We start from the raw sequence: 14,454 nt of genomic DNA, 5'->3' as shown, positions 1-14,454 counted from the left end.
CTCCATCCAAAGCCCCGGACGTCGCTCAAAAAGAAAGACCGAGCGGGAACGAAACCGGCCTGGTTGGATGTTGACCCTGGTAAGACAGCTCGTCGAGCTAGAGAAGAGGCGACGTGACTACTAACGTTCTCACCCCCGCGACCCCGCTGACTGCGGCCGACCGCTGCGACCGCTGCGGCGCCCAGGCCTACCTCCGCGTCGTGCTCGTGTCCGGTGGAGAGCTGCTCTTCTGCGCTCACCACGGCCGGAAGTTCGAGCCGGAGCTGAAGAAGATCGCCGCCGAGATACAGGACGAGAGCGGCCGCCTGACGGCCACCACGGCCACGGTCGAGGCCGACGAGCGCTGACCGTGCGCATCCAGGCGGACACGCCGGGTGCACAGTGGGCACCCGTGCGAAGCCGCAAGGCGCCGAAGCAGCGCCAGGGTTCAGTGCCTCGCTGAAGACGAGCTGAACTGACGAACAGAGCTGTCCCGGGCGATGGGCGGCGGACCAACCGGTCCGCCGCCCATCGTCGTGTTCGTCCCGCTCTCCCCTTCGTCCCGCTCACGTGTCCGTCCCGCTCACGTGTCCGTCGTGCTCGCTGCGTGCGTCGCGTTCGTCACACCGCGCACCCGCCCTCGGAGCCGACGGCCCTCCTGGGACCGGCGCACCCTCCGCGCCGGCGGCGCCGTCAGAGCTGGCCGCGCACGGCGTCCGCCATCGCCGCGAGCCGGGTGTAGACGCCGGGATGGCCGGGCTCCGCACAGCCCTCGCCCCACGAGACGACGCCCACGAGCCGCCCGGCAACCACCAACGGCCCTCCGCTGTCCCCCTGGCAGGCATCCCGCCCGCCCAGGGACTGCAGACCCGCGCAGACCATGGTGCGGCCGTCGTAACTGCCCGAGGGCCCCGAGTGGTAGTCGGCCGCACAGGTCGAGTCGGCGACCATCGGCACCTGCACCTGGTGCAGGGTGGTCGGATAGGTGCCGTTCCCGCGAAGGTCTCCCCAGCCGAACACGGTGGCGGCGGTACCCGCCGCATAGGGTGCGGTGGCGCCCTGAGCCACCATCGGCAGCACGCTGCTCGGATCCTGCGGCTCGGCGAGGGTGAGCACCGCCACATCCCACTCGTTGGTGGACATGGCGTAGTCCGGATCCACCCAGGTGCTGACGACCGGGACCTCCTGCCCCACGGAGCCCGCCAAGTCGGTCCGCCCCACGATCACGTCGAGGTCGGGCCGGTTCACCCGCTCGCCGGTCGTCTCGTCGTAGAGGCAGTGCGCGGCGGTCACCACCTTGGTGGGACTGACGAGCGTACCGCCGCAGAACTGGCCCGACCGGGAGTCCCCGTAGACGGACCGACTGGCGACGGCCACCATCCACGGATGGTCCGTGGTGCTGGCCCGCACGCCGCCCACGATCGCCGCCGCCGGCGTCGCCGGGGTGGCCAACGCCGCGGGCAACGCCGCGAACAGCACCATCAGCGTCCGCCTGCGCTTCGGTGGCTCCCCACACCTCTGCCGCCTGGATCCCACCCTGTTCCCTTCGCCGCACACACTCCCGTCGCGCCACAGGGTATCCAGGCGATCACCCTCCGTTCCCGCAACCACGCACGTCCGGGCGCCAGAACATCCGCACGAAGGGTGAGCGGAACCTGCCCGGGGGCCCAACTCGGCCCCTACACTCACCCCCTGATGGACCGTCCATGGAATGAGGGGTGGGCTCCGTGCTGATCGCCTGGATCGTCCGGCTCTTCAAGCGCCGCAAGCAGCAGTAAGGCGCCTGAGGGCCCGCAACCGGAGAGGCCCCCGGCCGCGCGTGCGGTCGGGGGCCTCTCGGATTCGGCGACGGGATCCGTCGACCGTCAGTCCAGGTAGTCGCGCAGGACCTGGGAACGCGACGGGTGGCGCAGCTTCGACATGGTCTTGGACTCGATCTGGCGGATGCGCTCACGGGTGACCCCGTAGACCTTGCCGATCTCGTCCAGCGTCTTCGGCTGACCGTCGGTCAGGCCGAAGCGCATGGAGACGACGCCGGCCTCGCGCTCGCTCAGGGTGTCCAGCACCGAGTGGAGTTGCTCCTGGAGCAGGGTGAAGCTGACCGCGTCGGCCGGGACCACGGCCTCGGAGTCCTCGATGAGGTCACCGAACTCGCTGTCGCCGTCCTCGCCGAGCGGGGTGTGCAGCGAGATGGGCTCGCGGCCGTACTTCTGGACCTCGACGACCTTCTCGGGCGTCATGTCCAGCTCCTTGGCCAGCTCCTCCGGGGTGGGCTCACGGCCCAGGTCCTGGAGCATCTGGCGCTGGACGCGGGCCAGCTTGTTGATGACCTCGACCATGTGCACCGGGATACGGATGGTGCGGGCCTGGTCGGCCATGGCGCGGGTGATCGCCTGACGGATCCACCAGGTGGCGTACGTCGAGAACTTGTAGCCCTTGGTGTAGTCGAACTTCTCGACCGCGCGGATCAGACCGAGGTTGCCCTCCTGGATCAGGTCCAGGAAGAGCATGCCGCGACCGGTGTAGCGCTTGGCCAGCGAGACCACCAGACGGAGGTTGGCCTCCAGCAGGTGGTTCTTGGCGCGGCGACCGTCCTCGGCGATGATCTCCAGCTCGCGCTGCAGACGCGGCGCCAGCTTGTCCTCGGTGGCCAGCTTGTCCTCGGCGAACAGACCGGCCTCGATGCGCTTGGCGAGCTCGACCTCCTGCTCCGCGTTGAGCAGCGGGACCTTACCGATCTGCTTGAGGTAGTCCTTGACCGGGTCGGCAGTGGCACCGGCCACGGCGACCTGCTGAGCCGGTGCGTCGTCCTCGTCCTCGTCGGACAGGACGAAGCCCTCGGACTCCTCCTCGCCCTCGGCAGGAGCCTCGCCCTCGGCGGGAGCCGCCGGGGCGCCACCCTCGAGCAGCTCGTCGTCGCTGAGCAGCTCCTCCTCGCCCTCGGCCTTCTCGGCGCCGGGGGCGTCCTTGGCGGCGGTCTTCTTGGCAACGGTCTTCTTGGCCGCCGGCGCGGCCTTCTTCGCCACGGCCTTCTTGGCCACGGCCTTCTTCGCCGGATCAGACGGGGCAGCCACCAGGGTCGCCTCGACCTCGACGGAGGTCACGGTCTCGGTGACCGAAACGGTCACCGGCGACGCGGCGGCGACGCGCGGAGCAGCGGTACGGGTCGTGCTCGCGGCCGCAGGGCGCGGAGCGACGGACTTGGTCGCCGTCGTCTTCGTGGCAGTGCTCTTCGCCGCGACGCTCTTCCGGGGGCGCTTGGGGGCGGAAGACTCCGCAGCGCTCACCATCAGCGTCACACCCTCCTCATCGAGGACCTGGTTGAGGCTGCGCATGACGTTCTTCCACTTGGTGACCGGAATCTGGTCCACCTCGAAGGCATGCCGCACGTCATCACCGGCGATCTGCCCCTGAGCCTTACCCCGCTCGATGAGCGCCATCAGAGCGGCGGACTCGGAGATCTCGGGAGGGAGAGAACGGGATGTGCTGGCCGACACGAACAACCTCTCGGACGTGAGTGGACAGAAGGCCGGCCGCGATGGCGGCCTTCCGGAGACTGCAAAAACTATGGATCTTGGCGGATCAGTACGGATCAGTCACCGCCCTGGTACACATCGCTCGGCGCGGCAAAGCGTTACGCCCTACTTACGTGGCGCAGGTCACATACTTCGGGAGTCGCTTGCCAAACGGAGGTCTACCCCGTTCAACGATGCCAGATCCGGGCTCATTCCGAGTGTCGCCTGAATCGGGTAGCGCGATCCGCCCGACGGGCGCCCCGCGCCGCCCTGCTCCCCGGCACACGCCCTACGGCCCGGGAACGCCGCAGGCCGCCGCGGCCATGACGTGATCGCTCATGGCGGCGGCGGCCTGCCGAAGGTCGTACGGGCGGTCGTGGTGCGGCGGTGGAGCAGTCGTGCGGTGGTGCGGCACTGCTCGGCACGGATGCGCGACGGCGCGGCCGTACGACGGAGCCGCCGTCCGATGGCGCGGCCGGGCGGCAACGGCCCGGCCGGAGCGGCCTCAGTGCTCGCGCGGGCCGGGGACGAGCGGGTCGACCTCCGGGTGCACCATGAGCAGCGACCGCATCGCGGCCTCGGCCGCCGTGCCGTCCCCCGTGCCGAGCGCGTCGACGAGGCGGACGTGCAGGCCCACGGACGGCTCCGACGGGCGGTCGCAAGCCGTGACCGGGCCGCCCGACACCTGCAGCGCCGAGCCGACGATACCCGCGAGGTGCTCCAGCATCTTGTTGCCGGCGAGCTCCATCAGGACCGCGTGGAACTCCGCGTCGGCGCGGTTGTACGTGAGGGCGTCGCCCTGCGCGGCCGCGTGCCCCATGATCTCGGTCATGTCGTGCATGCGCTGACGGGACTCGTCCCGGCCGTGGCCGGCCGCGAGGCGGGCGGCCAGCGGCTCGATGGCCCAGCGCAGCTCGAAGAGCTCGCGACGCTGGTCCTCGCGCTGCGGTCCGAAGGCGCGCCACTCGATGATGTCCGGGTCGAGCAGGTTCCAGTCGGACACCGGGCGCACCCGGGTGCCGACGTTGGGGCGGGCGCTGACGAGGCCCTTGGCCTCCAGCACGCGCAGCGACTCGCGGACGACGGTGCGGGAGACCTCGAACCGCTGCCCGATCTCCTCGGGCACCAGCGGGCGGTCAGCGCCGAGGTCACCGGAAACGATCATTTGACCGAGCTGCTGGACCAGCTGTCCGTGCAGGCCTCGACCGCGACTTCCGGCGGCGCGGCGGCCGACCCGGCCGAGGTCGGGGTCGGAGCTGTCCCAGTGCAGCGCAGCGCCGCTCGTGGCGTGGGACACACCAGGGGCCGAGCTGTGCGAAGCGCCTACGGGGAAGCGGTCCAGCTGAGTGGACGTCATCTGGGCGGGGGGCATCGTGGGGTGCGCAACGGTACTCACGTCTCCTTTGTCGGCGATGGCGCGGGCGCCCTTGAGGAATTTCGTGAAAAGCACACGAAAGGGTGATCGCGCATCACTACACAATTGACGCCATATCGGCTGTTATTGCCCCACCTGTGCCCCGCTCATGCCACGACGCGCTCTTGACGTCACCGCCCCGTGCGGCTCGGACCGCATCTCCCGGCCCAGCGGAGACCCCGCATCGACTCAGAGGGCGCTGCGGCGCGGCAGCAGCACCAGGTAGGCGAGGAGCAGCACGGCGACGGGCGCGACGACCGCGATCGCCAGGCCCAGGTCCGAGACGGTCGTCCCGCTGTGCAGCCCCGACACGGCGCCGTAGAGCCAGGCGTGGTGCCCGTCGACGGGGAAGAGGCGGTGCCAGTGCAACGCCGACCCTCCGTTCCCGCCCGCCGCCTGCCCGAACACCGCCGAAGCGACCGGTTCGATCAGCACCGGGACCGTGATCAGCACGAGCATCCCCGCGGCGGCGCTGCGCAACAGGACCGCACCGAGCAGCCCGATCCAGCCGCCTGCGAGGACCAGTGCGAGATAGCCCCCGAGGGCGGGCGGAAGATGCCCGTGCAGCGCCGCCGATTCCAGCGCCGCCGCCGCGCCGTGGTCGGCGACGTGCAGCACGGCCGCGTCCAGCAGGAGCGTGGCAGCGCCGAGCAGCGCTCCGAACGCGCCGACGACGACCAGCTTGGCCACCAGCAGCGCGAGCCGGCGCCGAAGCGGCCGCAGCAGCGCGAGCGGCGCCGGGTGCCGGAACTCGTGACCGGCCGAGAGCGCCCCGACCACCCCGGCCCCCAGGGCCGCGAGCGGCAGCGGGAGCAGGGGCAGCCCCGCCGTGAGCACCCGCAGCGGATCGGCTGCGGGCGAGCCGGCTGCGGCGGCCTGCCGCAGCGTCAGCGCGGCCACAGTGGCGCTGGCTGCCAGCACCACGACCGGCACCAGCCAGGTGGATCGCACCCCGGTCAGTCGTCGGCGCTCATAGGTCAGTGCGTGCACGGGTCGCTCGCTCTCGTCGTCCGTCGCGGTTCTTCTGCATCGCTGTCTGGCTGTGGCCGTCGCTGTGCCGCGTCGGGGGCGACGCCCGGGATCTCAGGGGTGACGCCCGGGATGAGGGCTCCAAGACCCGGGACCCGGGACCTCGGGGCCTCGGGGCCTCGGGGCCTCGGGGCCTCGGGGCCTCGGGGCGCCGACCGACGCAGCCGCTGCCTGCGCGGACGCGCCTCCGGACCGACCTCCGGGCCGCGTCCGCCGTCCCCGGAGAGGGGCTCCTCGGCTCCGGCGCGCGGTTCCCGCGCTCGGCCCGGACGCCCGCTCCCGGGTGCGCGGGCACGTGGCCCGGCTCCCGGTATCGGCTGCGGCACCGCTCCCCGGCGGTCAGTCGTCCTCGTCGTCGAAGAGCGGCTCGCCGACCTCCGGGGCGCGCCGTGCGGGCAGCACGGCCGGGCCCGGCTCGGCGGGGACGATCACGTGTGTGGTGACCGTCTCCCCGGGGCCGAGCGCGACGCTCGCGCGCGCGAGGGTGGCGCCCGCGGGTTCGGCGGGACGCGGCCCCGGCGCGGGGGCGTGTTCGACGACGTGGTCGGCCAGCTCGTGGAGCAGGATGCCGTGCCGGAAGGCCAGCTCGCCGATCTCGGTCCGGGCCATCCCCTCGACGGCGATCGCGTTACCGCCGTCGTGGCGGACCGTCGCGCCGCTCGCCGACAACAGGTCCGCCAGGCGGCCCACCTGCGGGCCACGGACCGACACCTCGTCGCGCAGCCGGGTACGGCGGAACTCCTCGACCGGCTGGTCCGCCAGGACCCGGCCGAGGTCGATGGTGACCACCCGGTCCGCGAGCTGCGCCGCCTGCTGCGGACTGCGCAAGGTGACCAGAACCGCCCCGCCGCCGGCCGTGAAGGCGCGCAGGAAGGCATGGAACCACTCGACGTTCTTGGGCGAGAGCCCCTCGGTGGGCTCATCCAGCACGAGCGTGCCCGGATCACCCAGCAGCGCCTGCGCCAGCTGCAGGCGGCGGTTCATGCCGGGCGAGAAGGTCCGCAGCCGGTGTTCGGCCGCGGGCCCGAGGCGGGTCTGCTCCAGCAGTTGGTCGGCCCGCCGGGCCGGGACGCCTGCGGCGGCGGCCATCATCCGAAGGTGTGCCCTGGCTCTGCGTCCGGGGTGACCGGCGGGCCGGTCGGCCTCGCCGAGGACCACCCCGACCTCGCGTTCGGGGCGGGACAGGCGCCGGTAGGGGCGCCCGTGGAACAGGGCGGCCCCCTGCCCCTTGTCGAGCCCCAGCGCCAGACGCAGAGCGGTGGTGCGCCCGGACCCCTCAGGGCCGAGCAGGACGGTGACCTGCCCCGCCCGAGCGTCGAAGGACACATCCAACAGGACCGGCGGGCGGCCTCGCCGCCCGGCCTTGGTCAACCCGATCGCCTGGAACGGGTGGTGCCCCTGCCGCACCTGCTGGCCCCGGGCGGCCTCGTCGGCCTGGGTCTGGACAGTCTGAGCCACGGTCGGGCACCTCCGCGCTGATCACCCCCAACGCCAGCACGATAGACCGACATAGTTACTTTGCGTGGGATTGACCGATACGGCGCGTGGGCGTCGACCGTCGGCCGACGTCAGTTGTCCGGGCGGAGCATCGGCGGGTTCAGCACCGTGGCTCCCCCCGCGCGGAACAGCTGCGCAGGTCGGCCGCCCTGACGCGTCGTCGTGCCGCCGGCCGGCACCAGGAAGCCGGGCGTCCCCGTGACCTTCCGGTGGAAGTTGCGCGGGTCCAGCTGCACGCCCCAGACGGACTCGTACACCCGGCGCAGCTCGCCGACGGTGAACTCCGTGGGACAGAAGGCCGTGGCCAGCGCCGAGTACTCGATCTTGGACCGGGCCCGCTCGACTCCCTCCGCCAGGATCGCACTGTGGTCGAAGGCGAGCAGCATCCCGTCGTCCCCCTTGCCACGGCCGAGCAGTTCCTCGACCGGCGCCCAGCGGGCGCTGCGGACGTCACCGCCGGGCCTCGGAGTGGGCAGGTCCGGAGCCAGGGCCAGGTAGGCCACGCTGACCACACGGAGCCGCGGATCGCGCTGCGGGTCACCGTAGGTGGCGAGCTGCTCCAGGTGGGCGCCGACGCCGGGCCCCTGGCCGGGAGCGCCGTGCGCGCGCAGGCCGGTCTCCTCGGCCAGCTCACGGGCGGCAGCTTCGACCAGGCCCTCGTCGGGACGGACGAATCCGCCCGGCAGTGCCCAGAAGCCCTGGAAGGGCGGTTCGCCTCGGCGGACCATCAACGCGCACAGGACGTGGTCGCGCACGGTCAGGACCACCAGGTCGACGGTGACCGCAAAAGGAGGGAAGGCCGACGGATCGTAACGCGACATGCGCCGCATCTTAGTCGTCTCAGTGACGATAAACAGTGGGGCCTCAATCGACTGATCGGCCCAGACAGCGAGGAAGCCTCCCCCGCCGACGCCGGCCGCCCCTCCGGATGCGGGCGGCGCGCTCCGCCCGAAGGGTGGCGCACAGCGTGTCGGGGACCGCTCCGCAGTTGATCGCCTCGTACAGCAGGTTCGCGAAGGTGTACGTCGGATCGACGGCCAGGGCACGCCCCAGGGCCACCCTTGCGGTGACTGTGTCACCCGTCACCCAGGCCGTCCAACCGAGCAGGGACAGCGGGGCGGCGGCGTGATCGGCGAAGGGGCCGACGCAGCGCCTGGCGAGATAGCGCCACAAGGTCGCGGCGTGGGCGACGTCGGGCGGGTCGAGCCACTCGGCCGCCCGGTCGCGGGTCAGCCGGTCCTGGAGGCCGAACACGATCCGTGCGGCGTCGTGGTCGTCGAGCTCGCGGTCGCCGCGCCCGAACCGGAGCACCGCGGCGTCGACGAGCGCGGCCGTGGCCTCCCGCAGCCGCTCGCGACCCCCCTCGCGGGCGAGCTCGGCCGAGATCGCGGGCATCTCCCGCTCGAAGGCCTGCAGCAGGGGACCCGCCGCCTCGGCCACCACCGGCTCCAACTCCCGGTGCATGTCCCGAAGGCTGCCGCGGACCTGGATCCCGGCGAAGGCCGCCGCAGCGGCGACGGCCGAGGTGCTGCCCGGAGGCCGGACCAGAGCCCCCTCGGCGGGACAGCAGGCCGAGTCGGTGCAGGTGTAGGAGAACCACCGCCCCTGCGAGACGCAGAGGGACTCGTGGACCGGGACGCCGGCGGCGGCGAACCCCTCGGCCAGCAACGAGGCAAGGGGCCGCAGGCGCTCGGCGACCGCGCGGGGGCTCCCGCCGAGCTCGGGGTCCTGGCAGAGGTAGAGGATGACCGCGTCCGGCGGGCGGTCGCGCTGCTCCGACAGCGCCAGCAGGAATCCGACCACCTCCTCGGCGGCGGCCGGCCAAGCCGACGAGGCGGGGATGTCGACGCGGACGGAACCTCCCTGCCGGCGACGCGAACCCTGCAGCCCGAGCGCCACCACGCTGTCGCTCGGATAGAAGCCCAACAGGTAGGGCAGCGCGTCGGCCATGTCGGCCGGGGACTTCATCCGCACCACGGGCGGTTCGAAGGCGGAGAAGGCCGACACGGGAGGGTCGGACGGGGAGGGCGAGGCCGCGGAGTGCGGCGGAGTGCTGTGCTCGTTCATGCGGCGAGCGTGTCGAAAGGCAAGGCGTCGCGTGCGGACCGCCCCGAATCTGTGGACAACACGGGGGCTGTGGAAAACCCGATCACCCGATCCAGTGAGTCCTGATCGCGCAGGCCAGTTATCCACAGGTTGACGCGCCGGGTTCGCCTTTGCCGGCGCCGCCGACTATCAATGAGCGCATGGATGACACCCAGCTCCAGAACCGCACCGCCGTGCGGGCGCAGGCCGACGCGGTGCTGCGTTCGCTCGCCGGCGGCGACGCCCGGCTGCGCGAGGACCAGTGGCGCGCGATCGAGGCGCTCGTCGTCGACCGGCGTCGGGCGCTGGTGGTGCAGCGCACCGGCTGGGGCAAGTCCGCCGTCTACTTCGTCGCCACGGCCCTCCTGCGGGCCTCCGGCGCCGGGCCGACGGTCATCGTGTCGCCCTTGCTCGCCCTGATGCGCAACCAGGTCGAGTCCGCCGCCCGTGCGGGGATCAGGGCGCGCACCATCAACTCCTCCAACACCGAGGAGTGGGAGTCGGTCCACGCCGAGATCGCCGGCGGAGAGGTCGACGTCCTTCTGGTCAGCCCCGAGCGGCTGAACAACCCGGATTTCCGGGACGAGGTACTGCCCCGGCTCGCGGCCGCCACCGGTCTCCTGGTGGTCGACGAGGCACACTGCATCTCCGACTGGGGCCACGACTTCCGCCCCGACTACCGCCGGCTGCGCACCATGCTGGCGGATCTCCCGGCCGGTGTCCCGGTCCTGGCCACGACGGCCACGGCCAACGCACGCGTCACCGCCGACGTCGCCGAGCAGCTCGGCACCCACACCGGGCCGGCACGGCAGCCCGGTGCCCGAGGAGAGGCCCTGGTCCTGCGCGGCCCGCTGGACCGGGAGAGCCTCAGCCTCGGGGTCCTCCACCTGGGCGACCCGGCTCACCGGCTCGCCTGGCTCGCCGACCGGCTCGAGGAGCTCCCCGGTTCCGGCATCATCTACACGCTGACCGTCGCCGCAGCCGAGGAAGTGACGTCCTTCCTGCGGCAGCGCGGCCACACCGTCGCGTCCTACTCGGGTCGCACCGAGGACGCGGAGCGACAGGCCGCCGAGGCGGACCTGCTGGCCAACCGCGTCAAGGCGCTCGTCGCCACCTCCGCCCTGGGCATGGGCTTCGACAAGCCGGATCTCGGCTTCGTGGTCCACCTCGGGTCGCCCAACTCCCCGATCGCCTACTACCAACAGGTGGGCCGGGCCGGGCGCGGCATCAAGCACGCGGAGGTGCTGCTCCTGCCCGGAGCCGAGGACGCCGCCATCTGGCGCTACTTCGCCTCGCTCGCGTTCCCCGGCGAGGAGCAGGTCCGAACGACGCTCGAGGCGCTCGCCGGCCACGCCACCCCTGCGGGGGAGCCGCTGCCGCTCTCCACCCCCGCCCTGGAGGCCCGGGTCGATCTGCGGCGCACCCGCCTGGAGACCATGCTCAAGGTGCTCGACGTCGACGGCGCGGTCCGTCGCGTACGAGGCGGCTGGGTGGCCACGGGGCAGCCCTGGGCCTACGACACGGCCCGATACGCCCGGGTCAACGAGACCCGGGTCGCCGAGCAGCAGGCGATGCTCGACTACGCGGCTGCCGAGACCTGCCGCATGGAGTTCCTCCGTCGTCAGCTGGACGACCCCGAAGCGGCGCCCTGCGGGCGGTGCGACAACTGCACCGGCGAGCACCGCTCCACGGAGGTCAGCGCCGAGACGCTCACGGCCGCACGGGCCGTTCTGGGCCGGCCGGGCATCGAGATCGAGCCCCGCCGGATGTGGCCAACGGGCATGTCGGCCGTCGGAGTCGCGCTCAAGGGGCGGATCCCGGCCGGTGAGCAGGCCGCGACCGGGCGGGCGCTGGGGCGTCTTTCCGACATCGGCTGGGGCACGAGACTGCGTGCCCTGCTCTCCCCCGAGACACCTGACGCACCGGTGCCGTCCCAGGTGCTCGACGGCGTCGTCACCCTTTTGGCGGATTGGTCCCGAGGACCCTCCGCCTGGGAGCAGCGCCCCTCGGCCGTCGTGGCCATCGCCTCGAGGACCAGGCCTGAACTGATCGGGAGCCTGGCCGCAGGGATCGCCCGGATCGGCAGGCTGCCGCTGCTCGGCCAGGTCGAGTACGCCCCCGGCGTCGACATGCGACGGGGCGGGCGCGGCAACAGCGCCCAGCGCCTCAATCAGCTCCACGACGCCTTCGTGCTGCCCGCCGATCTGGTCTCCGCCCTGGCCGAGGGCGGCCAGGACGGAGCCCGCAGTGGTCCGTTGCTGCTGGTCGACGACTTCGCTGACAGCGGCTGGACGCTGGCGGTCGTCTCGCGGCTGCTTCGCCGGGCCGGCGCGCCTGCGGTGCTCCCGCTGGTTCTGGCGCAGTCCTCCTGACCCGCTGTCGGCCGTCAGCACGGCCGAACGGTGGAGACCATGCGGCGTGCCGAGCGGGACTTATCCACCGGATCACCAGAAGCAGGGACACTTCCGGCGGGATCACCGTTGCCGGTCCGTGCGGAGCACGTGAGAATTGGCAGGTATCCCGGCCAGACGCTCCGTCCACGGCTGGTGTGCGAGGTGCCCGCGCGCGGGCACGGGGAAGGAGGATCTTGAGCATCGGCCATCCCCTCAAGCTGTCCGGGGAGTCGCGCATCCCGGCACCGGAGCGTTCAGTCGACCCGACCACCTGGGCCGAGTCGAGCCTGCCCACGTTGCTCGACCCCCGATCCGTGGTGGACGAGCTGCACCGCATCCACCTCCCCCACCCCGGGGTCACCGTGCTCGGCGTACTCGCCGGCGACGGGCGGGTCGTGGCCGGCGCCTCCTTCGTGGTCCCGGAGCGGATCACCGACGGCTGGCATCTGCGCAACGTCCTGCTCGCGCATCTGCGTCACGTCGTCCCGCACGGCCTGCGTCGGCAGTCGCCGGTGCACAGTACGGTGGTCCTGCAGTGCCGCGACACCCCGGCGGGTTGGACCGAACTCGACGGCGCCTGGATGTGGGCCCTCCAGGACGCCTCGGTCCTGCACGGGCTGCGGTGCGGCGCCTACATCACGCTGACCGAGGAGGGCTGGCAGGTCCTTGGCGAGCACCGCCGTGGACGCAGTCCGCAGGCCGGGTCCTGGGCACGTCGCGCCGTGAGCACGGTCAGCGAACTTCCCAGTAGAGAACGCGCACCCGCACTCTCTTCGATGGCGGTCGCCATCGAGGGCACACGGCCTCGCCCCGCGCTGATGCCGGCCGCCCCGGTCGCGCAGGCCGTAGCCCACTGACACCCGAAGCGACCTCTTCTCGCACAGCGCCTCGGCGGTTCCGGTCCGAGGACCGGAACCGCCGGGACGGCCATGCCGGACAGGCCCTAACGCTGCGCCGGCAGCGGGGTCTCCCCGCAGACGATCAGCAGCGTCGTGGCTCGCGCCAGCGCGACGGCGAGCGCGTCCTGGACGGTACTGGTGTCCCCGCCGTTGACCGCCAGCACGACGGCTTCGCGGCGCGTCGCCCTGCAGTCCTGCGCGGAGGCGTAGAAGACGTCGTCACCCGCCTCGAGCTGAGCCCAGTAGCGCTCCGCGCCGAAGGACTGCTCGTGCTGCTGCCACGGGTGTGCGGCATCGGTCGTCAGCACCAGGATCTGCCCGGGTGCGCGACCGGCGTCGAGCAACAGGTCGACCGCCTCGTCCGCGCGGTCCAGCGCGGTGTCGGGAGCAGCCGGAAGCAACTGAAGCTCCGGCAGGGTCGGCAGTGCGTCGGCGCTCCGGCGGGCCGGGGATCCCGGCTTGGCGGAGCGCGTGGGCCCGGCCGGGGGGCCGGGAACGGGACGCCGGGCGGGCGGACCGGGACGGGGCCCGGGACGCGGCGCGGCGGCCACACTGGTAGGGGAAGGTACTGCGGTCGCGGCGGTGCGGGCTACCGGGTCCGTCTCGTCGGTGGATGGAACGCCCTGGCCCGAGTCGGTCTTGTGGATCTCCAGCTCCTCGGCACGATTTCTGGCGGCGCACTGGATGGCGCCGAACAGCGCCCCAGAGCTTACTCGTTGCCTGTGAGCAGCGGATAGGGGGGCTCGCCCGTCGGACAGCTCCATGGCCGAACGTGCACGCGCGGGTCTCCTGGAAGCAGACCCGATGTCGCCTCCAGGCCATCGCGGACCGGTACCGGAATGCCGGTCACCGCTGCCGACGCCAGGTCAGAACACCGGCGAGAGCCGCTCGGTCAGAACCCCAGCGAGAGCTGCTCGCCGGCGTCGACCGGCTCACGGTGGACCCTCAGGTGCCGCCACTCGGGCAACTCCTCCAGATAGGCCCAGGAGAGGCGGTGCTGCTCGGTCGGCCCCAGCCGTTCGAGCGCGGCCCGGTGCACGGGCGAGGGGTAGCCGGCATTGTCCGCGAAGGCGAAGTCGGGGTAGCGCTCCCCCATCTGTGCCATCAGCGCATCCCGACGCACCTTCGCGATCACCGAGGCTGCGGCGACGGCAATGCAGGACTGGTCGCCCTTGATCACCGTGCGGACCCGCCAGGGGCCGCCGAGGTAGTCGTGCTTGCCGTCGAGAATGACCGCGTCGGGCTGCTCGGGCAACGCCTCGAGCGCCCGGACGGCGGCGAGGCGCAGGGCGGCGGTCATGCCGAGCTCGTCACACTCCTGCGGGCTGGCATGCCCGAGGGCGTAGGCGTGGACCCACTTGGCCAGCAGCGGCTCGAGCTCCTCCCGGCGCCGTTGGGTGAGCAGCTTGGAGTCGGTGAGCCCCGCGGGTGGCTTGCGCAGACCGGTGATCGCGGCGCAGACCGTGACCGGACCGGCCCAGGCACCGCGTCCCACCTCGTCGACTCCTGCGACCAGCTGGGCGCCGGCTCGGCGCAGCGAGCGTTCGACGGAATGGGAGGGCGGATCCACAGGCATGCGTTCAGCCTAACGGCCCCGGAACGGCACGATCCTGCCCTCCCGGCCCCACCCGGACCTGGCCCCG

At 72.3% G+C, this 14,454-nt stretch carries 12 protein-coding genes; 3 read left to right on the top strand and 9 right to left on the bottom strand.

Going from position 1 to position 14,454, the window contains the following annotated elements; translation table 11 throughout:
- Positions 1-113 precede the first annotated feature (113 nt).
- Positions 114-347, top strand: coding sequence for a DUF7455 domain-containing protein (locus tag BMY61_RS09585; RefSeq protein WP_042441819.1), 234 nt, complete (start codon positions 114-116; stop codon positions 345-347).
- A 325-nt stretch (positions 348-672) separates the two neighbouring features.
- Here the strand turns inward: BMY61_RS09585 and BMY61_RS09580 are convergent, their stop codons facing one another.
- The 7 genes from BMY61_RS09580 to BMY61_RS09550 all read right to left on the bottom strand — a co-directional run bounded on the left by BMY61_RS09580 (position 673) and on the right by BMY61_RS09550 (position 9,501).
- A complete protein-coding gene (locus BMY61_RS09580) occupies positions 673-1,461 on the bottom strand; it encodes a S1 family peptidase (protein ID WP_042441820.1) in 789 nt (262 codons plus the stop codon).
- Between the two features lie 383 nt (positions 1,462-1,844).
- Positions 1,845-3,482 (bottom strand): RNA polymerase sigma factor, encoded by a 1,638-nt coding sequence (locus BMY61_RS09575; protein WP_075003830.1) that lies wholly within the window; start codon positions 3,480-3,482, stop codon positions 1,845-1,847.
- A gap of 517 nt (positions 3,483-3,999) precedes the next feature.
- Positions 4,000-4,944, bottom strand: coding sequence for a FadR/GntR family transcriptional regulator (locus BMY61_RS09570; RefSeq protein ID WP_042441822.1), 945 nt, complete (start codon positions 4,942-4,944; stop codon positions 4,000-4,002).
- Between the two features lie 153 nt (positions 4,945-5,097).
- Positions 5,098-5,898 carry a hypothetical protein gene (locus BMY61_RS09565; RefSeq protein WP_042441823.1) on the bottom strand — a complete coding sequence of 267 codons (801 nt, stop codon included), beginning with the start codon at positions 5,896-5,898 and terminating at the stop codon, positions 5,098-5,100.
- Between the two features lie 378 nt (positions 5,899-6,276).
- Complete coding sequence (locus tag BMY61_RS09560) at positions 6,277-7,395, bottom strand: ATP-binding cassette domain-containing protein (RefSeq protein WP_052438243.1); 1,119 nt, start codon at positions 7,393-7,395, stop codon at positions 6,277-6,279.
- A 110-nt stretch (positions 7,396-7,505) separates the two neighbouring features.
- On the bottom strand, positions 7,506-8,255 hold the full coding sequence (locus BMY61_RS09555) for an NUDIX hydrolase (RefSeq protein WP_042441989.1): 750 nt from the start codon (positions 8,253-8,255) through the stop codon (positions 7,506-7,508).
- A 43-nt stretch (positions 8,256-8,298) separates the two neighbouring features.
- On the bottom strand, positions 8,299-9,501 hold the full coding sequence (locus tag BMY61_RS09550) for a DUF4192 domain-containing protein (RefSeq protein WP_052438244.1): 1,203 nt from the start codon (positions 9,499-9,501) through the stop codon (positions 8,299-8,301).
- 179 nt (positions 9,502-9,680) lie between these two features.
- On the opposite strand from BMY61_RS09550, the gene BMY61_RS09545 reads away from it, so the two are divergent.
- Both BMY61_RS09545 and BMY61_RS09540 read left to right on the top strand, forming a co-directional pair.
- Entirely contained in the window at positions 9,681-11,891 is a 2,211-nt protein-coding gene (locus BMY61_RS09545) for a RecQ family ATP-dependent DNA helicase (protein ID WP_042441824.1), read from the top strand.
- 215 nt (positions 11,892-12,106) lie between these two features.
- Positions 12,107-12,769 carry a hypothetical protein gene (locus BMY61_RS09540; RefSeq protein WP_052438245.1) on the top strand — a complete coding sequence of 221 codons (663 nt, stop codon included), beginning with the start codon at positions 12,107-12,109 and terminating at the stop codon, positions 12,767-12,769.
- Between the two features lie 86 nt (positions 12,770-12,855).
- Here the strand turns inward: BMY61_RS09540 and BMY61_RS48590 are convergent, their stop codons facing one another.
- Both BMY61_RS48590 and BMY61_RS09530 read right to left on the bottom strand, forming a co-directional pair.
- On the bottom strand, positions 12,856-13,212 hold the full coding sequence (locus tag BMY61_RS48590; protein ID WP_342342516.1) for a hypothetical protein: 357 nt from the start codon (positions 13,210-13,212) through the stop codon (positions 12,856-12,858).
- A gap of 491 nt (positions 13,213-13,703) precedes the next feature.
- Entirely contained in the window at positions 13,704-14,387 is a 684-nt protein-coding gene (locus tag BMY61_RS09530; RefSeq protein WP_042441826.1) for a ribonuclease HII, read from the bottom strand.
- Positions 14,388-14,454: the final 67 nt, after the last annotated feature.

Origin of the sequence: Streptacidiphilus jiangxiensis (assembly GCF_900109465.1) — a bacterium.
GTDB classification, from domain to species: Bacteria; Actinomycetota; Actinomycetes; order Streptomycetales; family Streptomycetaceae; genus Streptacidiphilus; species Streptacidiphilus jiangxiensis.
The sequence above is the reverse complement of the archived record's forward strand: the minus strand, read 5'-3'. Positions and strand labels throughout refer to the sequence as shown.

Bases quoted from the DNA above. Each gene is read 5' to 3' on its own strand.
- BMY61_RS09580 (WP_042441820.1), bottom strand. From the start codon at position 1,461: ATGGTGCTGTTCGCGGCGTTGCCCGCGGCGTTGGCCACCCCGGCGACG.
- BMY61_RS09555 (WP_042441989.1), bottom strand. From the start codon at position 8,255: ATGTCGCGTTACGATCCGTCGGCCTTCCCTCCTTTTGCGGTCACCGTC.
- BMY61_RS09550 (WP_052438244.1), bottom strand. From the start codon at position 9,501: ATGAACGAGCACAGCACTCCGCCGCACTCCGCGGCCTCGCCCTCCCCG.
- BMY61_RS09545 (WP_042441824.1), top strand. From the start codon at position 9,681: ATGGATGACACCCAGCTCCAGAACCGCACCGCCGTGCGGGCGCAGGCC.
- BMY61_RS09530 (WP_042441826.1), bottom strand. From the start codon at position 14,387: ATGCCTGTGGATCCGCCCTCCCATTCCGTCGAACGCTCGCTGCGCCGA.